Origin of the sequence: Hymenobacter lapidiphilus (assembly GCF_013377885.1) — a bacterium.
Taxonomy (GTDB): Bacteria; Bacteroidota; Bacteroidia; order Cytophagales; family Hymenobacteraceae; genus Hymenobacter; species Hymenobacter lapidiphilus.
Genome location: NZ_JABKAU010000005.1, coordinates 131,052 through 153,346, shown reverse-complemented (window position 1 = coordinate 153,346; position 22,295 = coordinate 131,052). Strand labels below are relative to the sequence as shown.

The window sequence follows — 22,295 nt, the reverse complement described above, 5'->3', positions numbered from 1 at the left end:
ACGACAGCACGGCAACGCCAGCACGGTAACGCCAGCACGGTAACGCCAGCACGGTAACGACAGCATGGTAACGCCAGCACGATGTAGGGGCGGGGCTTGTCCCCGCCCGCCGTTGAACGGTTCCCATTGAACGATTCCCGTTGCAGCGGCGCGAACGGCGGGCGGGGACAAGCCCCGCCCCTACATCGTTTGGGCGTGCCCGTTCTGGTAGCACCATTCAGCAGCGGGCGCAGCTAAGCCCCACCCCTACATCGTATTCCAACGGCTGGGGTTGTCGAGGATGTAGTGGCGCTGGGCTTCCAGCTCGCCGGGCGAGCGGATGATTCGCTCGTAGTAGTTGCGCTGCCAGCAGGACGGCGGGGCCGTGTGTCCGGCCGCCAGCAGGGCCCTGCGCCACTCCTGATAGCAGCGCGATTTGAAGCTCCCGACCAACTGGCTCACCGACACTGCCCGGTTGTGCGTGAGCGCCAGCAGCAGATGCACATGATTGGGCATGAGCACCCAGGTATCGAGCCGGATGGTGGGATAATGGTCAGCCAGGGCCAATAGCTCGGCCACGACCGTTTCTCCCAGCGCCGAGAGCTGCAAGGGCGCATCGGGGGGCAGCATACCAAACAGGTGGGCCTTTCCCTGGGCACAAAGTGTCAGGGAATAATAGCCCGCCATGTCGTAGTCGTAGCCAGCGTAGCGGATGCTGCGCCGTTCGGGAAGTGGTTCCATAGCTTTACTATCGAATAAGTATACAGAATACCCCTCAATTTAAATAAACGGCAACGCAGGAACGGCAACGGTACTGCCGGAATGGAAACGATAGCACGACGTAGGGGCGGGGCTTGTCCCCGCCCGCCGTTCGCGCCGCTGCAACGGTAATCGTTCAATGGGAACCGGTCAATGGGAACCGGTCAATGGGAACCGGTCAATGGGAACCGGTCAATGGGAACCGGTCAATGGGAACCGGTCAATGGGAACCGGTCAATGGGAACCGGTCAATGGGAACCGGTCAATGGCGGGCGGGGACAAGCCCCGCCCCTACACCGTGCTATCGTTTCCGTTTCCGTCCATCCGTTCCCCCGTTCCCGATAAATAACAACATAGCTCCCTATCTTCCCCGCCCCATTATCCTGTTATCCTACCTCCCTCGTGACTTACCCCGAATTTGAAGCCCGCTGGAAGCCAGCCGGCGGTGCGGAGCGCGCCAACTACGGCCTGTTTCTGCAAGACCTCTGCGACCTGCTGGGCGTACCCCGCCCCGACCCGACCACCGACGACCCCGCCCAGGATGCCTACGTGCTGGAACGGGCCGTGCAATTCCCCGGCGGCGGCAGCAGCACCGGCGGCGGCGGCAGCACCGGCGGCGGCCCCAAAACCAGCACCGGCCGCATCGATTTGTACAAGCGCGGCTGCTTCGTGCTCGAAACCAAGCAGGGCACCGACACGCCCGACCAGCAGCTGAAGCAGCAGCGGGCCGAGCTGGGCCTGGAGCCCGCCCGCCGCCGCAAGGGCCACGCCGTGCGCGGCACCGCCAAATGGGCCGAAATGATGCAGGCCGCCCGCCAGCAGGCCCTCGGCTACGTGCGCGCTTTGCCCCCCGACGAGCCCCGGCCCCTGTTCGTGCTGGTGGCCGACGTGGGCTACTGCCTCGATGTGTACAGCAACTTTGCCGGCGTGGGCGACTCGTTTGTGCCGTTTCCCGACCAAACCCGGTTCCGGCTGCCGCTGGCCGCGCTGGCCGACGAAAGCACCCGCGCCATGCTGCGCCAGCTCTGGCAAACGCCCCGCGAGCTGGACGCCAGCCGCCGCGCCGCCCGCGTAACGCGCGAGCTGGCCGGCCACCTGGCCAAGCTGTCGGGGCAGCTGGAGCAGGCCGGGCACGCGCCCGAGGTGGTGGCCCAGTTTCTGATGCGCTGCCTGTTTACCATGTTTTCCGAGGATACCGGCCTGATACCCAAGCGCAGCTTTACCGGCATGCTGGAGGCCTACGGCAGCCCCGAGCTGCTGGAGTTTCTGCCCGACGCGCTGGGCAACCTGTGGCGCACTATGGACGCCGGCGGCTACTCCTCCGACCTCAAGGCCCGCCTGCGCCGCTTCAACGGCCGGCTGTTTCATGAGGCCACCACGCTGCCCCTGAGCGCGGCCCAGGCCGAGCTGCTGCTGCAATCGGCCCGCGCCGACTGGACGGAGGTGGAGCCCGCCATTTTTGGCACCCTGCTGGAGCGCGCCCTCGACCCCCGGGAGCGCCACAGCCTGGGGGCCCACTACACGCCCCGCCGCTACGTCGAGCGGCTGGTGCTGCCCACGGTGCTCGAGCCGCTGCGCCGCGAGTGGAGCGCCGCCCAGGCCGCCGCCGCCCGCCGCCTCGCCGAAGGCCAGGAAAAAGAGGCCCGCGCCGAGCTGGTGCGCTTCCTCACGCGCCTCACCAGCCTGCGCATCCTCGACCCGGCCTGCGGCTCGGGCAATTTTCTGTACGTCACGCTCGAACACCTCAAGCGGCTCGAAGGCGAGGTGCTGGCCGCCATCAACAGCTACGGCCAAACGGGTTTGCTGGAGCTGGGGGGCGGCACCACCGTGAGCCCCCACCAGCTGCTGGGCCTGGAGCTGAACCCGCGCGCCGCCGCCATTGCCGACGTGGTGCTGCGAATAGGATACCTGCAATGGCACCTGCGCACCTACGGCCCCTCCGAGCTGCGCGAGCCCCTGCTCGATGAGTACCAGAACATCCGCCAGCAGGATGCCGCCCTGCAGCACGACCCGCCCGTGCCCCGCCTCGATGCCCAGGGCCAGCCCGTAACGCGCTGGGACGGCAGCACCCGCCTGCACCCCGCCACCGGCCAGCCCGTGCCCGACGAAACCGCCCGCACGCCCGTGCTCGACTACCCCAACCCCCGCCCCGCCGAGTGGCCCCAGGCCGATTTCATCGTGGGCAACCCGCCTTTTATTGGTAATAAGTACATGCGGGAGGCTTTGGGAGATGGTTATGCCGAAGCGTTGCGTAAGGCTTATAAAGGCAAGGTGCCTGAGTCGGCTGACCTTGTTATGTACTGGTGGTACAATGCTGCCGTAGTTGCGCAAAAGGGCGAAGTAGAGCGGTTTGGCTTTATCACCACGAACAGCATCAAACAGACCTTTAACCGGCGGGTGATGCAGCCCTTTATAGACGGTGAGAAGCCACCACTCACACTAACATTCGTTGTCCCCGACCACCCTTGGGTTGAGGGCGGCGGCGGTGCGGCAGTGAGAATAGCAATGACAGTTGCCGAACCGTCAGCTTCTATTAATGCTGGTCGTTTGCTGGTTGTGCAGAATGAATCTGTACCAGAAGGAGATGAAGCTGCTGAAGTCTCTTTTACAGAGACTCAAGGAAGTATTCAATCTGATTTGACAATCGGAGCCGCTTTAGACAGTGCTCAGTCTTTGAAAGCAAATAAAGGCTTAGGAAATAGAGGAGTACAGCTATTAGGTGCTGGATTTATTGTGACACCCGAAATTGCTCTGAAATTAGGTTCTGGTGCTGCATTAGGGTTAGAACAGCATATTCGCCCATATCGAAATGGAAGGGACTTAACAGATATTCCGCGTGGTGTTATGGTCATTGATTTGTTTGGTCTAACCTCGGACGAGGTACTTACCAAATACCCTTCTGTATACCAGCACATTCTTCAGACAGTGAAGCCCGAAAGAGACCAAAATAATCGCGCTTCATACAGAGAGAGGTGGTGGATTTTTGGAGAGGCACGCGGAAGTTTCCGCCCTGCTCTCGCAGGGCTTGCTAGATTCATTGCAACACCTGCTACAGCTAAGCATCGAGTTTTTCAATTTCTATCAGGAGATATTTTGCCTGATGATGCACTAATTGCTTTTGCATCTGATGATGCCTATAATCTAGGTATTCTATCTAGCCGACTGCACATAGTTTGGGCACTTGCAGCTGGGGGTGATTTAGGTGGTAATACGCCTAGATATAATAACTCCCGTTGTTTCGACCCGTTCCCCTTCCCCGAGGCCACGGCCGAGCAGCAGGCGGGCATCCGGGCGCTGGCCGAACAGCTCGACGCCCACCGCAAGCGCCAGCAGGCCCAGCACCCCACCCTCACGCTCACCGACCTCTACAACGTGGTGGAGAAGCTGCGCGCCGACCAGCCCCTGGCCACGGCCAAAGAGCAGCTCATCAACCAGCAGGGCCTGGCCTCCGTCGTGCTCAGCCTGCACCAGCAGCTCGATGCCGCCGTAGCCGCCGCCTACCACTGGCCCGCCACCCTGCCCGAAGCCGACATCCTGGCCCGCCTCGTGGCCCTCAACCACGCCCGCGCCCAGGAAGAAAGCGCCGGCCACGTCCGCTACCTGCGCCCCGCCTACCAGGCCCCCGAGCTGCAGCAGCAGGCCCTGACGCTGCCGGCCGCCGCCGCCCGCGCCACCGCCGCCACGGCTGCCACCGGTCCGCAACCCTGGCCCACCGAGCTGGCCCAGCAAATGCAGGCCCTCCGCGACGCCGTGCAGCAGGCCGGCCAGCCCTTGAGCGCTGCCCAGGTCGCGGCCCGCTTCCGGCGCACCCCCGCCGCCAAGGTGCAGCCGCTGCTGGCTACGCTGGTGGCCCTCAGCCTGCTACGCGAAACCGACGACGGGCTGTATGCCGGGTAGCGCGGGGCCCGTTTGCCCGCTGTAGTTCATCGTGGCCGGGGCGGTAGTAGCCGCTCCTGGCCGCTCTTGGCTTTACTCCCTTTCCCTATGCGCTCCTACCCCACTTCCGCCCGCCTGCTGCTCGCGGGCAGCCTGCTGCTGGCCCTGCCCGGCTGCCTGTTCAACTCCGACGACTCGGCCCCCCAAGAGCAGCTGCCGCCCGCCACCCAGCAGGGCCTCAACGAGGGAGGCTGCCGCATAGATGGCACCGTCTGGAAGCCCGCCCAAGTCCTTTTCGGCCCCAAAAAGCTCTACGTCAGCGTCGACCGTCGCACCGATAACACCCCCGGCTACCGCTTCTCGCTCTCGCTCGTGCGCCGCATCGATGCCTCCTATCCCAACGCTGTATCAGATGTCGACCTGTACGTGCCCAACCTGCGCGGCGTCGGCCCCATTGCCCTCAACCAGTCCTTCACGCCCGGTTCCGGCGGCCCCTACCCTGCCCACGCCCTCTTCAATAGCTACACCGACCCCAGCAACACCAGCACCCACACCGTCTACTACACCGGCCCCTCCGCCCCCGGCCAGCTCACCATCACCCGCTTCGACACCGTGGCCCGCGTAGTGTCCGGCACCTTCGAATTCGTTGGCCGGGCCGCCACCGGCCAGCAAATCAGCGCAACAGAAGGCCGCTTCGATGTGGGCTACTAAGTAGGAACCCCAACACGGAAACGCCAACGCGGAGGGCGCTGTAGGGGCGGGGCTTGTCCCCGCCCGCCGTTGAACGGTGACGTGACAACGGTGACGTGGAAACGGTGACGTGGAAACGGTGACGTGGAAACGGTGACGTGGGAACGGTGACGTGGGAACGGTGACGTGGGAACGGTGACGTGGGAACGGTGACGTGGGAACGGTAATGTGGGAACAACACGCACGCCAACGGTTGCAGCGGCGCGAACGGCGGGCGGGGACAACCGAAGGACAGCGCAGCTAAGCCCCGCCCCTACAGCGCCCTCCACGATTTGGGGTAATACAGGCGGGTTGAAATAGACTAGTTATTATTATACTTTTTATATATATTGTTTTATCATCCACTTACCCCCATTAGCTATGACCGACGAGTCCAACGCCATCGAAACCATCGTTCCAGCCGAGCAGTGGGAGAAGCTGGTGCAGTTCTACACCCGCCTACTCGGGCAGCCGCAGCAGCCCAGCGACTCGGAGGCCCTCTTCGCCTCCCCCGACGATGGCCTGACAATCCGGCTAACCAAGGAAGATACCACACGCGAGCTAACCAATGCCTTGGTGCCTAACATCAAGATCAAGCGCGGCCCGAACGGATTAAAGCAAGTCAAGGATGAATACGATAAGCTTCTAAAAGACAATGCGGGAAACATTGCCAACCAGGAGCCAACCTTCGTACGAGGCCCAAATGGAAATGAATGCACTATTGCGTTGGTCTGGATTGGCCCCCGTCACGTCGACAAACTGGCCAGCGAGCTGGTGTGCGTGGTTCATAATCCCAATTGGTAATTCAACATAACCCGGCTGCTAAAGCAGCCGCCTTGCAGCATAGCTCCAAGACCCGCACACGTACCCCGAAAAATAAAAAGCCCCGTTTCTGAAGCAGAAACGGGGCTTTTTGTAGAGGGGATGGGATTCGAACCCACGATGAGCTTGCACCCATACACACTTTCCAGGCGTGCTCCTTCAACCACTCGGACACCCCTCTGGGTGATGCGGTTTGGTGGCGCAAAATAACACCCGATTTTCCGGAAACGCAAGCGCCGGCCGCTTTAGGTGGGTAGATACAGCCGTCGGAACGACAGAACGGCAACGACAGCACGTTGTAGGGGCAGGGCTTAGCTGCGCCCGCCGTTGAACGATTTCCGGTGAACAGTTACCGTTGCAGCGGCGCGAACGTCGGGCGGGGGTTTACACGCAATATTCGAACGATGTAGGGGCGGGGCTTAGCTGCGCTGTCCTTCGGTTGTCCCCGCCCGCCGTTAAACGGTTACCGTTGTCGGTTACCATTGAACGGTTACCGTTGTTGCGGCGCGAACGGCGGGCGGGGGTTTACACGTAATATTCGAACGATGTAGGGGCGGGGCTTGTCCCCGCCCGCCGTTAAACGGTTACCATTGAACGGTTACCGTTGTTGCGGCGCGAACGGCGGGCGGGGACAAGCCCCGCCCCTACAATGTGCTGTCGTTGCTGTTCTGGTGGCGCTAGAGCAGCGTTATTTCGCCGCGCAGGTCCTGGGCCATCAGGCGGCGGGCCTGAGCCGGGCCCAGTTCCAGGCCGAGCACGAACATGAGTTTGGTGATGGCGGCCTCCACCGTAATATCGTCGCCGCCCACAATGCCGAGGTCGGAGAGGTAGGCGCTGGTTTCGTAGCGGCCCTGCAGCACCCGGCCCTCCTCGCACTGACTTACATTGAAGAGCACCACGCCCCGGTCGGAGGCCTCGCGCAGGCAGTTAAGGAACCAGGGGGTGGTGGGCGCGTTGCCCGAGCCGTAGGTTTCAAGCACGCAGCCGCGCAAGTCGTCCAGCTCCAGCTGGGCCCGCAGCACCCGCTCGCTCAGGCCCGGAAACAGCCGGATGAGGGCCACCCGCTCGTCGAGGCGCTGGTGGGCGCGCAGCGGGCCGGCGGGCAGCAGCCGGATGTGCCGGTCGTGAAACGTGAGCTCGATGCCGGCCTGGGCCAGGGGCGAGTAGTTTTCGCTGCGGAAAGCATCGTACTGCTGGCTTTCCACCTTCTTGGCCCGGTTGCCCCGAATCAGCAGGTCGTTGAAAAACAGGCACACCTCGGGCACCCGCACCGTGTTGCCTACGGGGTGGCGGGCGGCGGCCATTTCCAGCGCTGTTACCAGGTTGCGGCGCGCATCCGTCCGGATGCCGCCCACGGGCACCTGGGCCCCGGTAAACACCACCGTTTTGCCCAGGTTTTCGAGCAGAAAGCTGAGGGCCGCCGCCGAGTAAGCCATGGTATCGGTGCCGTGCAGCACCACAAAGCCGTCGTACTGGTCGTATTTTTCGGCAATGAGGGCGGCCATGCGCAGCCAGTCGTCGGTGGTTACGTTGCTCGAATCAATCGGCTCGCCCAGGTTGGTTACCTCCACCGTCATGTTCAGCTGTCGCAGCTCGGGCATCTTGCGCCTTATGTGCTCAAAGTTCATCGGCACCAGCTCGCCGCGCTTGTTGTACGCCATGCCGGCCGTCCCGCCGGTGTAGATGACAAGAATGGAGGTTTCCAAGGAGTGATGGGGTGGGAAGGTGGGAGGTGAGGGGAAGGGAACGATGCGGCCAGTACGGCGCTATAAGCACGTTGTAGGGGCGGGGCTTGTCCCCGCCCGCCGTTCGCGCCGCAACAACGGGAATCGTTTAACGGGAATCGTTTAACGGCGGGCGGGGACAAGCCCCGCCCCTACAACGTTCCCGCGTTACCGTTCTGGCAGTACCGTTCAACGGCGGGCGGGGACAACCGAAGGACAGCGCAGCTAAGCCCCGCCCCTACAACGTTCCCGCGTTACCGTTCTGGCAGTACCGTTCAACGGCGGGCGGGGACAAGCCCCGCCCCTACGTCGTTCTGGTTTTCGCCAAACAGCGCCAGTGTGTTGCGGGTGGTGGCTTCGGCTACTTCCTCTACCGATACACCGAGCAGCTCGGCCACGCGGCGGGCCACCAGGGGCACGTAGGCGGGCTCGTTGCGCTTGCCGCGGTAGGGCACGGGGGCCAGGTAGGGGCAGTCGGTTTCGAGCAGCAGGTGCGCCAGCCCCACGCCGGGCAGCACCTTGTCGAGCCCACCGTTTTTGAACGTCGCCACGCCCCCGATACCCAGCTTGAAGCCGAGTTGGATGACTTCCTCGGCCTCGGCCGGCGTGCCCGAAAAGCAGTGGAATACGCCCCGCAGCGTACCGTCCTGGGCCTGGGTAATGATGTCGGCGGTTTCGCGGAAGGCCTCGCGGGTGTGCAGCACCAGGGGCAGCCGGTGCTTTTTGGCCAGCGCCACCTGCACCCGCAGCGCCTCCTGCTGCTCGGCCAGCAGCGTTTTATCCCAGTGTAAATCGATGCCGCACTCGCCCACCGCCGCAAACGGCCGGCGGCTCAGCCAGTCCTCCACCTCGTACAGCTCGCGCTCCAGGTTGCGCGTTACGTGGCAGGGGTGCAGGCCCATCATGGCGAAGCACTGGGTGGGGTATTTTGCTTCCACTTCCAGCATGGCATCAATGCTTTCGTGGTCGATGTTGGGCATGAAAATGGTTTCCACGCCGCCCTCGTAGGCCCGCTGCAGCAGTTCCTCCTGATCGGGTTTGAGTTGGGGAGAATAGACGTGGGCGTGGGAATCAGAAAAGATCATAACGAAACAGAAGGCTGGGGAACCGGACAAAGATACTGTCATCCTGAGCAGAGCGCAGGACCTCACCACAGCTGAACGGCCGTAACAACGACTCGGCGGGTCTACGTGATAAGGTCCTTCGCTCTGCTCAGGATGACAGTATTTTTCTTCAGCCCTCCACCCCGCTATTGCACCTCCACTGCCCCCTGCTGGCGAATGTCGCGGGAGGAGCTGCCGGCCAGCAGCGTGAAGCGGCCGGGCTCGAGGGTCCACTGCTTCTGCGCCTCGTCGTAGTACCGGAAAGCGTCGGGGCCAAGCGTGAGGGTGACGGTTTTGCTTTCGCCGGGCTGCAGGAATACTTTCCGGAAGGCCTTGAGCTCCTTTTCGGGACGCTTCACGCGGGTCTTATCGTCGTGCACGTAAAGCTGCACCACTTCGGCCCCAGCCACTTTACCGGTGTTACGCACCGTGAGCGTAACGGTGGCCTGCTGGCCCGTGGTTTTGGCCGCCAGCGGGCCGTACTCGAAGCTGGTGTAGCTCAGGCCGTGGCCGAAGGCAAACTGGGGCGCAACTTTATAGGTATCGAAGTAGCGGTAGCCCACATAGATATCGTCTTTGTAGGTTTGCTTGAGCGGGTTGCCGGGGGTGCTGGGGTACTCGCCGAGCTTGTGGGCCGGCGCGTCTTCGAGCTTCACGGGGAAGGTGAAGGGCAGCTTGCCCGAGGGGTTTACGGTACCGAGCAGCACGCCCGCCAGGGCCGTGCCGCCCTCCATGCCGGGGTACCACGCTTCCACCACGCTCCGCGCCTGCCCCACCCATTCCGACACGTCAATCGGCCCGCCGCCCAGCAGCACCACGACCGTGTTGGGCTGGGCTTGCAGCAGGGCTTTCACCAGCTCGTCCTGGCCGAAAGGCATGCGCATGTCGGGCTTGTCGTAGGCCTCGGCATCGTAGGCATTGTCGCTCCACACCTTGTAGTCGTAGCCATGGATGGAGCCGCCCACGAAAATGGTGACGTCGGCGGCTTTGGCAGCGGCTACGGCCTGGGCCATGAGTTTAGGGTCGGACTTTTGGCCGCGGGCCACGGTGTAGCCTGGGCTAAAAGTCACTTTCACGTCGGGGCCAAAGGCCTTCTGCAGGCCCTGGAGGGCGGTGGTTTCAAACTTGGCCTTTACCTGCGAGCTGCCCCCGCCCATCGAATTGAGCCGGGTGGCATTGGCCCCTACTACGGCCACCGACTTCACGGCCGCCTTGTTCAGGGGCAGCAGCTGGCCCTCGTTCTTGAGCAGCACTATTCCTTCCTCGGCCACTTTCCGGGCCGTGGCATGGTGCTCAGGTGCGTTGTAGGCCCCCACCGGGCGGCGCTGGCCGGGCATCATACCGGTCGCGTAGCGGATGCGTAGCAGCCGGCGCACCTTGTCGTCTACCAGGGGCACGAGGCTCGAATCCTTCCGGATGGCTTGCAGGGCGGCGGTACCGAAGAAGAATCGGTCGTACAGGTTCACCTTCTGGTCGGGGGTCAGCAGGTTTTTCGACTGGTCGACGCTGTTGTACATCAGGTTCAGGTCGGTGCCCATTTCCAGGTCGGTGCCGTTGCGCAGGCCCTGCTGGGTGTCATGCACCGAACCCCAGTCGCTGATAACTACGCCCTTGAAGCCCCACTCGCCCTTTAGAACATCATTCATCAGGTAGGCGTTGTGGGTAGCAAAAGTGCCCCGGAACTTGTTGTAGGAGCCCATCAGCGTGTTTACGCCGCCCTGCTCCACGGCCGCCCGGAAGCCGGGCAGGTAGATTTCGCGCAGGGCCCGCTCGCTCATATTCACGTCGATGTCGTTGCGGTGCTCCTCCTGGTTGTTGGCCGCAAAGTGCTTCACGCAGGCCGAAATACCCTGGTCCTGCACGCCCCGGATGTAGCCGACCGCCATCTGGGCCACCAGGTAAGGGTCTTCGCTCAGGTACTCGAAGTTGCGGCCGTTGAGCGGGGTGCGGATAATGTTGATGCCGGGGCCCAGAATCACGTCTTTGCCCCGCGCATTGGCCTCGCGCCCCAGCGTGCGCCCAAAGGCATAACCCAGCTCGGGGTTCCAGGTAGAAGCCAGGGCATTGCCGCTGGGCAGGTAAGTGCCGGCGTCGTTGGCGTCTTTGTCTACCTCCCAGTCGCGCCCGAACTCCACCCGCACCCCGTGGGGGCCGTCCGACATTTTCAGCTCCGGGATACTCAGCCGGGGCACACCGCCCGAGGTAAACGAGGAGTTGGCATGAATCAGGGCCAGCTTCTCCTCCAACGTCAGCAGCCGCAGCAGACTGTCGACCTGGGTTTCGTGGCCCAGCAGGTGCTGCTGGCGGTTGGCGGGCGCAGCCGAAGAGTCAGCAGCAACGGCAGCTGTTTCGGTACCGGGCGTAGTGTTGGTGGTATTGCCCTGGCAGGCAGCACAAAACAAGCCCACCAGCAGGGCCGGGCAGTAGCGGGATAAATACATGGCAGGGCGCAGGAAAAGTGGAGTGGAGAATCCAAATCGAGGTTGGTCTGCCCATCGCGACAGGGCAACCCCGGCCAGCTAAAGTAAGCCAGTCTGGCGGTAAACCCCACTGGTTTACCCCTGCTCCGATTGCTCCACTGACTTTGACAGAGCGCTTAAGGCACACGCAGCAGTCGGGCCTAAGGGCTACCAGCCACCAGTGCGCCTGGGGCGGAAGCGGTTAAAAAACAACTATTTTTTTACCGGTAGCTCCGCCCTTTCCACTCGAAGCGCAGCGGCAGCAGCCGGAACAGCACCAAGCTCACCGTCAGGGCCAGCGTGTAGAGCTCGAACAGCGGCAGCAGCACCAGGGGCGGGCGGCGGCCCACGCGCCGGAAGCACACGGTAGCCAGCACGCCCTGCATGGCCGCCTTAGCCGCCCACACGGCCAGCGCCACGCCGGGGCCCGCCACCGCGGCCAGCGCCGCCAGCACCAGGTAAAACGAGCCGTACAGCGCCAGACACGCCTGCAGCCAGCCCGGCAGCTGCTCCACGCCCCGCATCCAGCGCCGCCGCTGGTGCAGCAGCCCCCGCCACGTGTACATCGGCAGCGACTCGGCCAGCACCTCGGGCCGGAATAGGTTGCGGTAGCCAAAGCCCCGCGCCCGCACCGCCTTGAATAGCTCAAAGTCTTCCGTCACCGAAAACGGCAGCGCCTCGTAGCCGCCGGTGGCCTCGTAGGCTTCGCGGCTGATGAGCATGTTGTTGCCCATGGCCGTCACGGGCTGGCCCAAATCGGTTACCACCTGCACCAGCCCCAACGACAGCAGCCAGTCGAGGCCCTGCAACCGATGAAACAGCCGCGGCCCCGTCACCAGCGTCAGGCCCGTGACGATGCCCACTCCCGGACCGGTCCAGGCCAGCAGCCCGCGCAGCCAACTGGGCGGCACGGCAATATCGGCGTCGGTAATGAAGAAAAAATTGGCTGTGGCGGCCCGCGCCAGCTGGGCCAGCACATTGGCCTTGCCCCGCGCCAGGCCCCGGTTTTCACGGATATCGAGCACCCGAAACGTGCCCGCGTAGCCCCGCATGGCGGCCTCGGCCTCGGCGGCGGTGGCGTCGGTCGAGCCGTCGTTGCCCAGCAGCACCTCCACCAGCTCCGGCGGGTAATCGAGCTTACGAATAGCCGCCAGGCAACGCGCAATGGCCGCTTCCTCATCCCGGGCCGCAATGAGGATGCTCACCCGCAGCCGCCCCGCCCCCACCACCGGCATCGGCAGTAAACGTCGCCCCAGCACCCAGGCCGAAACCGCCAGCAGCGCAAACCAGCCAATAAAATAGAGAGCGAAGAGCATGTTGGGTAAAGGTTATTCAGGGTGGCGGAGCGGTTTTACCAGCACGGTGTAGGGGCGGGGCTTGTCCCCGCCCGCCGTTCGCGCCGCTGCAACGATAATCTTATAACGGCGGGCGGGGACAAGCCCCGCCCCTACATCGTCCCTACGTTTCTGTTCAACGGCAATCGTTCAACGGCGGGCGGGGACAACCGAAGGACAGCGCAGCTAAGCCCCGCCCCTACTCGTTCTCACAGCGCCGCAAACTGGTACCCGGCTTCGGCGCAGTAGTCAAGGTAGCGGGGCAGCACGTAGCGCAGGTTGCGGGCGGCTTTCTGGCTGTCGTGGAAGACGATGATACTGCCGGGACGGGTGAGGCGGATGCTGGCCCGCAGGCAGGCTTCGGGGGCGTAGTCGGGGTCATAGTCGCAGGTAAGCAGGTCCCACATGATGAGCTGGTGACTGGAATCCAGGGCCTGCGCCAGCGGCCGCGTGATGCGTCCGTAGGGCGGGCGCAGCAGCGGCCGGACCTCGGGCGTTGCGGTGGATTGCAGGGCATCAAGCAGCTGCTGGCAGTGGGCCACATCGGCCAGATACTCGGGGCGCGGGGTGCGCCAGCCACTGAGGTGGCGGTGGGTGTGGTTGCCCAGGCGGTGGCCGGCGGCCAGCACTTGCCGGGCCACGTCGGGGTGGCGCGCCAGGTTTTCGCCCACGCAGAAAAACGTGGCCCGCGCATCGTAGCGCGCCAGCTGCGTCAGCACAAAAGGCGTCTGCTCCGGAATGGGGCCGTCATCAAACGTCAGGTAGAGCGTGGGCGGGTCGGTGGCGGGCATTTCCCAGATACACTCCGGAAACAGCCGCCGCACCAGCCCCGGCATTCGGTGTAAGTGCACGTTGGTTTTGGTTGGGGTAATGGGGGGGGGGGCGAGGGTGATGGGGTAAAATTACGAACGTCATGCTGAGCGCAGCGCAGCGGAGTCGAAGCATCTCTACCGCTTCGTTAGCAGAATAACTCCTGACGATATATTTACCACTGCGGTAGAGATGCTTCGACTGCGCCTCCGGCTTCGCTCAGCATGACAGTTCTTATCCCCCCATCACCCCATTACCCAAATCCGCCGCTCGTTCAATCTCCTGCCACAACCGCCGGGCGCTTTCGGCCCACGAAAACCGCGCGCCGTTGCGGAAACCGGCTCCTATCAACTCCTGGCGATACGGCTCCGACTGCTCCACCTGCACGAGGCCGGCAGCAATGGATTCCACCGAAAACGGGTCGACGAGGCAGGCGGCGCGGGGGCCAGCTACTTCGGGCAGGGAGCTGTAGTTGGAGGTGATGACGGGCGAGCCGCAGGCCTGGGCCTCGATAACGGGGATGCCGAATCCCTCGAAGTAGGGCACATAGCAGGTGGCGCGGGCGGCGGCGTACAGCTGCACCAGCTCCTCATCGGTTACGCGGCCCGTAAGGTGCACGGCGGCGCGGTGCTGCAGCCCCTGGTACACCTCGAAAATGGGGCCGGCCTGCCAGGCCGTGCGGCCCACTATCAGCAGCCTAGCCGGCGAGCCGGTGGCGGTTTTAAACGCATCGAAGGCCCGCAACAGGTTCTGCAGATTCTTACGCGGCTGCAGCGCCCCCACGAACAGGTAGTATGGGTGGCCGGCGGCGTACCGCTCGCGCGTGGCCTGCTGCACAGCCTCGGACTGGGGCCGGAACCGGGCATCCACGGCATTGTACACCACGCTGATTTTGTCGGGCGCAATGCCGTAACGGGCCACCACATCCTGCCTGGTAGCCTCCGACACCGCCACCAGCCGCGCCGAGGCCCGGGCGAAGCGGGGCGTAAAGTAGCGGTAATAGGCCCGCACCAGCCGGTCTACATCCTGCGGGAAGTGCTCAAAAGCCAAATCGTGCAGCACCGTTACGCGGGGTACGCGGGTGCGCAGCGTGGTGTAGCCATCGGTACTCAGGAACACGGCCGGGCGGTGGCGGGCCAGCCAGCGGGCCACCGCCCCCTCGAACCAGGCCAGCCACAGCAGCGGGTGCCGCGCCGGCGGCCCCAGCACGTGCGGCACCACATTCGGCCCCAGCACATACCGCTCATCAAACGGCCTATCAAACAGAAAATGAAACGTGTGCTCCGGCTGCTGCCGCACCAGTTCGCGCAGGGTCTCCAGCGTAAAGCGCCCGATGCCCTCCAGTTTGTCGCCGGGCAGCAGAAAACGGACGTTGACGGCAATGTGCATTTTAGGAGTATTTGGAGTCGGCAAGAAACGATGTAGAGACGCAATATCTTGCGTCTCGTCGTTGACCGGCATGATGGAACGGTCAACATCAGCAACGACGAAACGTAAGATATTACGTCTCTACACCGTTTCGTCTGTCTTTTCACCCTTACCCCCGCGCTGCAATGCGGCGCGCACCTCGCTGACCCGCACCACGCCAAGCACGAATATCAGGGCCAGCAGCAGCAAGCCCGCCAAGCCGGTTTCTAGCCACCAGGGCAGGCCGGTGTAGGTGCGCAGCGCGTACCAGCCGGCGCACAAGCCCCCGAAGGCCAGCGCCAGCCGCCCCAGCATGCGCAACGGTAGGGCTACGCCGGTGCGCCGCGGCACCAGCCACACGTAGCCCACCGACACGAATACGGCGCACAGCGTGGTATTGGCCGCGCCAGCTAGGGCCCCGTAGCGCGGCATCAGCAGGAAGTTGAGGCCCACGTTGAGCGCGATACTACCCGTCACGAGCCAGGAAACTGGTTTTTCGTGGTCGGTGCTGGTGAGCAGGGTGCTGTAGATGGCGAAGAAGGCATGCACCAGCACGTTGAGAAACAGAATTTGCAGGCACTGCGTCATGCGGGCAATTTCAGCCGGGCTACTATTGCCGAACTGGAAGAACAGCAGTTCGCCCCGAAACAGGCCGAAGGCCACTACCAGCAGCAGCGGCACCGTTACCACCCGTTGCCCGAACCAAAGCAACTCCTGCTGCGCGACGCGCTGGCCGGTGGCGCGGGCGAAACGCGCAAAAAACAGCGGCAGCACCGTCCAGAGGTACATCATCACGGCATCGACCCAACGGTAGGCTGCGGCGTAATAGCTAGCCTCGCGGGCCGACACCAGCCGCTCCAGCATGAGCATGTCAATGCGCTCATTCAGGCCATAAACGAGGGTGATGATGGCCAGCGGCAGACTTTCCATCAGCAGTTGCCGGGCCTGCTGCCAGCGCGGGCGCAGGCCCACCGGCCCGTACAGGCGCCGGATGAGGCCCACGAGCAGCAGCAGCGTAAACAGCCCCGCCACCACCCGCACGGCCACGTAGCGCTCCAGCGTTAGGCCCAGCGGCAGCAGGCCCAGCACCAGCCCCAGCAGCAGCACCCGCTCCAGCACCGAAAGCACGGCATCGGTATTAAAGCGCTGGTGGGCCTGCAGCACGCCCCTGAGAAACTGGGTATACTGCGTGAACAGCAGCCCGGCCGCCGTAATGGCCAGCAGCAGCAGCCAGTGGCCCGCGTAGCCCAGCACCCAGCCCAGGCCCACCGTAAGGCCCAGAAAGCTGACGCCTAGCCCGGCCCGCAGCGGCAGCAGCGTAGGAAAAAAATCGGTGAAGTAGCTGGCCGAGGCCGCCAAGCGCTTGGTGCTGAGTTGGGTAGTGCCCAGATCGGCCACGGCGGCCACAATGGTGGCCAGGGTGAGGATGGCTGTGAAGGTGCCGAACAGTTCGTGGCCGATACGGTCCTGCACCTCGCCCTCAATTATCACCCAGCCCGGCTTTACTAGCAGGTTGAGCAGCACTACAAAGCCGATATTGCCGAAGAAGCGTTTGATGCGCAAAGGAAATTAAACCGCTGGAAAACGAATCGCCCACCCGCCCCAGGTGGGGCCGGGCGCGGGGCCGTGGAAAGCAAAACTACGCAAAAGCCGGTGAGCCTCTCAAGGCGCCGCAGCAAGTCGGCGGCGGTCATTTTCCGCTATCTTTGCCCGCCGTCAGCCCTCTTTTACTTTCACTTTCCCGGGGCGCGGCCTGCTTTATTTATGTCCGAATCTTCTTATTCGCTGCTGGGTTTGTGGCCCATCATCAACCGATGGAAAAAACTAGTGCTAGCTGCCGTGGTGCTGGCCGCCGTGCTGAGCACGGTGGTGGCCCTGCTGCTGCCTAACATCTACCGCTCGACGGCCGTTTTCTTCCCTACCAACCCCGAAAGCACTGATCCCGACCGCCTTGTAGATGGTGGTAAGCTGGAACTAGGCGGCCGTTCCGAAGACCTGGACCGCATCATCACCATCGGCCAGTCGCAGCCGGCAGCCGAATTGCTGATAAACGAGTTCGGCCTTTACAAGCACTACGAGGCCGGCGCGCCGGGCAACGATGCCGCTGAAAACGCGGTGCTCTACCAGTTCAACTCCAACCTGAGCATTGTGCATAACGAGCGCGACGCCATCGAACTTACATTTGAAGACAAGGATAAGGAGCTTGCTGCCCGGCTGGCCAACCGGCTGGTGCAGGTCATCGACTCCATAAACCAGCAGCTCACGCTCGAAAACCGCCGCAGCGTGCTGGGGCTCTACAAGCTACGCTTCGACTTTTTGCAGAGCGAGTTCGAGCAGAGCCGCAAGCAATTGGTGCAGGCCCGCCGCCGTTATGGCATCTACGGGCTGGAACAGCAGGGCCGCTATATGGCCCGCGAAATTATTACCCTCGAAAGCAAGGTGCACCAGGCTGAGGGCAGCGGCAATACAGCCCAAGCCGCCGGCGCGCGCCGGGCGCTGGAGGCCCTCACCGACCCCAGTGGCCCCAACACCATTAACCTGGAGCGCTACGTGCAGGGCACCGACTCGATGGGCTTATTCGTGGCGCGACTCACCGACCTGCAGGAGCGACTGGTAAAAGCCCGCGGCGACTACGAAACGGCTGACTTAACACTTCGGGGCAAGATTTCGTCGCTCTACCTAGTGCAGAAAGCCTACCCCGCCACCCGCAAGAGCAAGCCTGTGCGCTGGCTGATTGTGGTGGGCGCGGTGGTTGTGACGCTGGCCGCCTCCATTGTGCTCATTACGCTGCTGGAGCTGTACGAGCGCAACCGGCGCGCCTCGCGGTACCGGCCCGAGCCAACCACCGGCGCGGGCCTGTGAGCGGCGCGGCGCGGGCGCTCCTGAGCCGCTGGCTTCCCCAGACCCCGGCCCAACGGCTGTTTGTGGCCCTGATGGGGCTGCTGCTGCTGGGCGGGGCAGTAGCGGGGCTGCTGGCCTCGCCCCTGCCGCTGCTGCCGGCCCTGGCCGGCCTAGGCTTGGTAGTGCTGCTGATTGACTGGCGGCTGGTATACTGGCTGTTTTTCCTGACGCTGCCTTTCTCGCGCGAAATTCCCCTCAGCGGCAGCCTCAGCCTCGATGTGCCCTCCGAGCCGCTCATGCTCGTGCTCAGCGGCTGCGTGGGGGCCAGCCTGCTTATGCGCCGCCACCGCCTGCCGGCCCGCGAGCTAACGCACCCGCTACTTGTCATTCTGGCTCTTATGCTGTTGTGGGCTGCGGTATCGGCATTTTTCTCGGTTGATAGCACCAAGTCCATCAAGTATCTGCTGGCCAAGGGCTGGTACCTCACGCCTTTTGTACTGGGCACGCTGCTGCTGCTGCGCCGCCCTGCCGATTTGTGGCGCGCCGCCACCCTGTACACGGCCGGCGCTGCCATTACGGTAATAGTAGTGCTGCTAAAGCATGCCAGTCGGGGCTTCGCGTTTGATGAGACGCAGTGGGCCGTGCACGATTTTTACCGCAACCACGTCATTTATGCCAGCGTGCTGGCGCTGCTGCTGCCCTTCATTTTCTACCGCTGGCGGAGCCGGAGCGGCTTAAGGCGGTTGACCTGGGGCGCGGCGCTAGGGCTGTTGCTGGTAGGGTTGCTGCTTTCCTACACCCGGGCCTCGGTGCTGAGTTTGCCGGTGGCGGGCCTGTTTTACCTGGTGATGCGGCTGCGCCAGACGCGGCTGGTGCTGGCGGGCGCGCTGGTGGCGGCGCTGGCCGGGGCCGGCTATTTCATGAGCCAGAACAACTACATGCTTTACGCCCCCGATTTCGAGAAAACCGTGTTCAACGGCGAGAACTTCGGCAAGCACCTGGAGGCTACCTACAAGCTCGAAGACGTGTCGGGTATGGAGCGGGTGTACCGCTGGGTAGCGGCGGCGCGCATGGTTGCCGACAAGCCCCTGGTGGGCAGCGGCCCCAACACCTTCTACCCCGAATACCAGCGCTACACAGTGCGCAGCTTCCGCACCTACGTGAGCGACAACCCCGAAAAATCAACTACCCACAACTACTTCCTGCTGGTGATGGCCGAGCAGGGTTTCCCCGGCATGGTGCTGTTTATTGTGCTGGTGGGAGCCGCCCTCATCACTATTGAAACCCTTTACCACCGCACCACGCCCGGCTCTGAGTACCGCGCCGTGCTGCTGGCCTGCGGCCTGAGCTTCGTTATCATCGCCTTCCACCTACTGCTCAACGAGTTGGTGGAAGTGGACAAAATCGGCTCGTTCTTCTTCATCAACCTGGCCATGCTGGTGCGAATCGGCACCTGGGTACGGGAGGAGAGGCTAGAAGCTGGAAGTGAAGATCGAGGAGTGAGAGGAGGAACGTCATTCTGAGCGTAGCCGAAGAATCTCTACCGCCAAAGCAACTCCCGACGACAGGATTACTTTGGCGGTAGAGATTCTTCGGCTACGCTCAGAATGACGTTCCTTTTCTAACTTCCATTATTTAAACCGGCAGCTCAGGATGGTTACGTCGTCGGCGAAACCGGTGCCGGCCTGGTCGAAGGCGGTGATTTCGCGCAGCAGCTCGGCGTGCATGGTGGCTAGCGGGGCGTAGCGGTTCTGGCGCAGCACGCGCAGCACGCCATCCTCGCCAAACTCGTTCTGGTTGGCGTCGAACACTTCGGTCAGGCCGTCGGTGTAAGTAAGCAGCAGGCTGTGGGGCGGCACTACGAGGTGGCCTACGTTCAGCATGGGTAGCTCTTCCATCACGCCCAGCATAATGGTGCCCTCTTTAAGCGGTTGGCTGGCACTGCCATCGTCGAGGAGCAGCAACGGGTCGTTGTGGCCGGCGTTTACGTACTGCAGCTCGCGGGTGGCGCGGTCGTAGAGGCCAAAAAAGACGGTAATGAACTTGTCGCCGCCGGCGTTGCGGAAAATGAGGTGGTTGAGCTCGTGTACTACCGTGGCCAGATCGACTCCCTGGCGCAGCAGCGTGCGCAGCCCGGCCTGGAAGTTGGACATCAGCAGCGAAGCGGCCACACCCTTGCCCGACACATCGGCCACGCACAGCAGCAGGCGGCCGCCGTCGAGCTCCACCACGTCGTAGTAGTCGCCGCCCACGGCCGTGTGGGGCACGTAGCTGGCATGCACGGCCAGGTGGGCATCGTTGGGCAGGCGCTGCGGAAACAGCATGGTCTGCACCTCGCGGGCAATTTCAATTTCCTTGCGTATGGCCGCCGAAGCCACCCGCTGCCGCACCAGCCGGCGGTTTTCAATGGCTCCCACCAGAATGTTGCTCAGCGTCTGCAGAAACTTGAGCGCTTCTTCGCCGGCATAATCTTCGTGGGCGTTGCCGATGAACACGTAGGCCAGCACCTGGCCGTTGCTGCCCACCGGTATCACCACTTCGAGGTTGGCCCACACTGGCTCCAGCCCCGCAATTTCGTCGAGTCGGCACGAGGCTTTGGTACAGGCATCGGCAATCCGCTGCGGTAGCTCTACCTGCCGGAAATCGACCTGCCCGGTGCCGAAATAGGTCATGCATTGCCACTGGCCCTCTTCCAGCACATACAGCACCAGCCGGCGGATGTTGAGCTGGCCGAGCAGCGTGAACTGGAAAATCCGGTAGAGGGCGGCTTCGGTATGGTCCTGGTTGATGGCCTGGGTGATTTCCAGCAGCGCCCCCAACTCCCGCTCTTTCAGGAACAACTTTTTTTCAGGAGTAGTATTGGGCATAGCAAAAGAAAGGCAGGGAGGTGGCGAAAGGATAGGCAGGCAAGTAAGCCTGGTGGTTGGGAGGCAAAATAGCCATTTGAAATTCGGGCAGGTCGGCGGCGTAGGTGCTGGCTTCCACTTACGCCACCACGGCTGCCAACGCGCCTACAGCAGCGGCGTTTTGGGGTCGTAGGCGTCGCGCAGGCCGTTACCGAGCAAGTTGAAGCTGAGCACCAGCAGGCTGATGGCCAGGCTCGGCAGCAGCGTGAGCCACAGGCCGGCGCGGGTGCCCAGCAGCTGGAAACCCTCGTTCACCATCAGACCCCACGACGGTGCCGGCGGCTGCACGCCCAAACCTAAGAAACTCAGGCCAGCTTCGAGCAGAATGGCCGACGCAAAATTACTCGTGGCCAGCACAATCAGCGGGCCGGTCATGTTGGGCAGCAGGTGTTGGGCAATCAGGCGGCGCTGGGGCAGGCCCAGTACCCGGCCGGCCTCCACGAAAGTGGCCTGTTTTAAGCTCAGCATCTGGCCCCGCACCACGCGGGCCACATCTACCCACATAGTCAGGCCCACAGCCACAAACGAGGTCCAGACGCCCTTGCTGTCGAGGGCCAGCGAAATGGCAATCACCAGCATAATGCCCGGAATGCTCCACACCACCGTCATCAGGCCCAGCAGCAGCGAATCGAGCCAGCCGCCCACGTAGCCCGCCACGGCCCCCACCAGCATGCCCAGCAGCACCGAAATAATAACGGCCACCAGCCCGATTCCCAGGCTGATGCGGGTGCCCAGCAGCAGCCGGCTCAGCTCGTCGCGGCCGGCCTTATCGGTGCCCAGCCAGTAGGTGCGCTCGATGATGTTCTGGCGGGCCAGCGGAGCCAGGTCGGCGGCCGAACCGCTGCGGCCGGCCACGGCATTCAGGGCGTAGGCCTGGCGCTGGTCGGCCAGGGCCGAGTGGTTTTGGTAAGGCTGCGTGATGAGCGAATCGCCCACGATTTGGTAGCCACCAATGGCTACTTCGCGGAAGCGCGGTGCGCGGCCCTGCCACCACGTACGCAGCGGGTTGTCGGCCGCGTCGCGCACCGCATCGGGCCGGGGTAGGCGCAGGATGGTGGCGGAGAAACCGGGGGCTTCTTTTTGCAGCTGCACCAAGCCGTTGTTGGCCGAGGGCGAATTGTCGGGCAGCACCCAATAGCCCAACACAGCCACCAGCGTACAGAGCACAATAAAGCCCAGCCCGAGCATGGCCGGCAGATTGCGCAGCAGGCGCTGGCGTACGTAGTAGCCCGGCGAGCGGGCCGGCGTCGGCGCGGCTACGGCAGCGACGGGAGCAGCGGGCATCAGCGGGTGTTGTGTTGCAGCAGGCCTTCTTTGGAAGCCAGAAACTGGCAGTCGCCCACCAGAGCCCCGAACGAGCTTTCCTCGTAGGCCAGCTCGGTATCGGGGTCGGGCCAGAAGCTCCGCACGTAGCCCACGTCCATCAGGCGGCGCAGGGTTTCCACTAGCTCGGGGCGCGGCAGGCCGGTTTTTTTCAGCAGGTCGGCGAAGGGCGTGACGAAGTACAGCTCGTCGAGAACATCAAATTCGGCGTCGGTCACGGCAG

At 63.4% G+C, this 22,295-nt stretch carries 16 protein-coding genes and 1 tRNA gene; 5 read left to right on the top strand and 12 right to left on the bottom strand.

The window, feature by feature from the left end:
* Positions 1-246 precede the first annotated feature (246 nt).
* Positions 247-720, bottom strand: coding sequence for a transposase (locus HW554_RS04275; protein ID WP_176907118.1), 474 nt, complete (start codon positions 718-720; stop codon positions 247-249).
* A gap of 420 nt (positions 721-1,140) precedes the next feature.
* Between HW554_RS04275 and HW554_RS04270 the strand changes: the two genes are divergently transcribed.
* The 3 genes from HW554_RS04270 to HW554_RS04260 all read left to right on the top strand — a co-directional run bounded on the left by HW554_RS04270 (position 1,141) and on the right by HW554_RS04260 (position 6,147).
* Positions 1,141-4,635 carry a class I SAM-dependent DNA methyltransferase gene (locus tag HW554_RS04270; RefSeq protein ID WP_176907117.1) on the top strand — a complete coding sequence of 1,165 codons (3,495 nt, stop codon included), beginning with the start codon at positions 1,141-1,143 and terminating at the stop codon, positions 4,633-4,635.
* Between the two features lie 87 nt (positions 4,636-4,722).
* The gene (locus HW554_RS04265) at positions 4,723-5,325 is read left to right on the top strand and encodes a hypothetical protein (protein WP_176907115.1); all 603 of its coding nucleotides are present in this window, start codon (positions 4,723-4,725) and stop codon (positions 5,323-5,325) included.
* A 399-nt stretch (positions 5,326-5,724) separates the two neighbouring features.
* Positions 5,725-6,147: a hypothetical protein gene (locus HW554_RS04260; RefSeq protein ID WP_176907113.1), complete on the top strand. Its 423-nt coding sequence runs from the start codon at positions 5,725-5,727 to the stop codon at positions 6,145-6,147.
* 112 nt (positions 6,148-6,259) lie between these two features.
* Here HW554_RS04260 and HW554_RS04255 read toward each other — a convergent pair.
* The 8 genes from HW554_RS04255 to HW554_RS04220 all read right to left on the bottom strand — a co-directional run bounded on the left by HW554_RS04255 (position 6,260) and on the right by HW554_RS04220 (position 16,565).
* Positions 6,260-6,346: transfer RNA gene (locus HW554_RS04255), tRNA-Ser, on the bottom strand.
* Positions 6,347-6,842: 496 nt separating this feature from the next.
* Positions 6,843-7,871 (bottom strand): asparaginase, encoded by a 1,029-nt coding sequence (locus HW554_RS04250; RefSeq protein ID WP_246285095.1) that lies wholly within the window; start codon positions 7,869-7,871, stop codon positions 6,843-6,845.
* Positions 7,872-8,164: 293 nt separating this feature from the next.
* On the bottom strand, positions 8,165-8,974 hold the full coding sequence (locus tag HW554_RS04245; RefSeq protein ID WP_176907111.1) for a TatD family hydrolase: 810 nt from the start codon (positions 8,972-8,974) through the stop codon (positions 8,165-8,167).
* A gap of 164 nt (positions 8,975-9,138) precedes the next feature.
* Positions 9,139-11,433, bottom strand: a complete 2,295-nt coding sequence (locus tag HW554_RS04240; RefSeq protein ID WP_176907108.1) for a glycoside hydrolase family 3 C-terminal domain-containing protein — start codon at positions 11,431-11,433, stop codon at positions 9,139-9,141.
* Between the two features lie 239 nt (positions 11,434-11,672).
* Positions 11,673-12,767 (bottom strand): glycosyltransferase, encoded by a 1,095-nt coding sequence (locus tag HW554_RS04235; protein ID WP_176907106.1) that lies wholly within the window; start codon positions 12,765-12,767, stop codon positions 11,673-11,675.
* Positions 12,768-12,994: 227 nt separating this feature from the next.
* Positions 12,995-13,636 carry a polysaccharide deacetylase family protein gene (locus HW554_RS04230; protein WP_317170823.1) on the bottom strand — a complete coding sequence of 214 codons (642 nt, stop codon included), beginning with the start codon at positions 13,634-13,636 and terminating at the stop codon, positions 12,995-12,997.
* A gap of 193 nt (positions 13,637-13,829) precedes the next feature.
* Entirely contained in the window at positions 13,830-14,984 is a 1,155-nt protein-coding gene (locus HW554_RS04225) for a glycosyltransferase family 4 protein (RefSeq protein ID WP_176907104.1), read from the bottom strand.
* A gap of 120 nt (positions 14,985-15,104) precedes the next feature.
* Positions 15,105-16,565: an oligosaccharide flippase family protein gene (locus HW554_RS04220; protein WP_176907102.1), complete on the bottom strand. Its 1,461-nt coding sequence runs from the start codon at positions 16,563-16,565 to the stop codon at positions 15,105-15,107.
* 201 nt (positions 16,566-16,766) lie between these two features.
* Here HW554_RS04220 and HW554_RS04215 point away from each other — a divergent pair, with 201 nt between their 5' ends.
* Both HW554_RS04215 and HW554_RS04210 read left to right on the top strand, forming a co-directional pair.
* Positions 16,767-17,864, top strand: coding sequence for a GumC domain-containing protein (locus HW554_RS04215; RefSeq protein ID WP_176907101.1), 1,098 nt, complete (start codon positions 16,767-16,769; stop codon positions 17,862-17,864).
* On the top strand, positions 17,861-19,366 hold the full coding sequence (locus tag HW554_RS04210) for an O-antigen ligase family protein (RefSeq protein WP_176907099.1): 1,506 nt from the start codon (positions 17,861-17,863) through the stop codon (positions 19,364-19,366). Before HW554_RS04215 ends, HW554_RS04210 begins: the two co-directional genes overlap by 4 nt.
* Before the next feature lie 108 nt (positions 19,367-19,474).
* On the opposite strand, the gene HW554_RS04205 is transcribed toward HW554_RS04210, so the two are convergent.
* The 3 genes from HW554_RS04205 to HW554_RS04195 all read right to left on the bottom strand — a co-directional run bounded on the left by HW554_RS04205 (position 19,475) and on the right by HW554_RS04195 (position 22,290).
* Entirely contained in the window at positions 19,475-20,710 is a 1,236-nt protein-coding gene (locus tag HW554_RS04205; protein ID WP_176907097.1) for a PP2C family protein-serine/threonine phosphatase, read from the bottom strand.
* Positions 20,711-20,854: 144 nt separating this feature from the next.
* The gene (locus HW554_RS04200) at positions 20,855-22,033 is read right to left on the bottom strand and encodes an ABC transporter permease (protein WP_176907095.1); all 1,179 of its coding nucleotides are present in this window, start codon (positions 22,031-22,033) and stop codon (positions 20,855-20,857) included.
* Positions 22,033-22,290 (bottom strand): MarR family transcriptional regulator, encoded by a 258-nt coding sequence (locus tag HW554_RS04195; RefSeq protein WP_019949513.1) that lies wholly within the window; start codon positions 22,288-22,290, stop codon positions 22,033-22,035. The genes HW554_RS04200 and HW554_RS04195 overlap by 1 nt, the downstream gene beginning before the upstream one ends.
* Positions 22,291-22,295: the final 5 nt, after the last annotated feature.